Consider the following 301-nt stretch of genomic DNA (forward strand, 5'->3'; position numbering starts at 1 on the left):
TTGTATGCATGCTTTTCATACGAAGTTTTGTAGTATGTTTTGTTTCGACTGTTTCAGTATTTTTTAAAGATTCTTTTAGGGTTTACAGAAAGTACTCTATGGACAAATATATCTTTATTTCAGCATTTTCAAATAAAATATTTAACTGTAAGAGTTAGTGTCAACTGTAAAATGGTGAGCTTAACTTTATGACACAAAATAACACCAAACTTCCTCTAAATAGCAGAAAATTATGGCATTGATTAAAAGTCCTGTTAGCAGGTAAGCGTTTGGTATCTATTTGGTTGCATTTACTATTGCA

Origin of the sequence: Bartonella sp. AA81SXKL, assembly GCF_042196945.1 — a bacterium.
Classification (GTDB): Bacteria; Pseudomonadota; Alphaproteobacteria; order Rhizobiales; family Rhizobiaceae; genus Bartonella.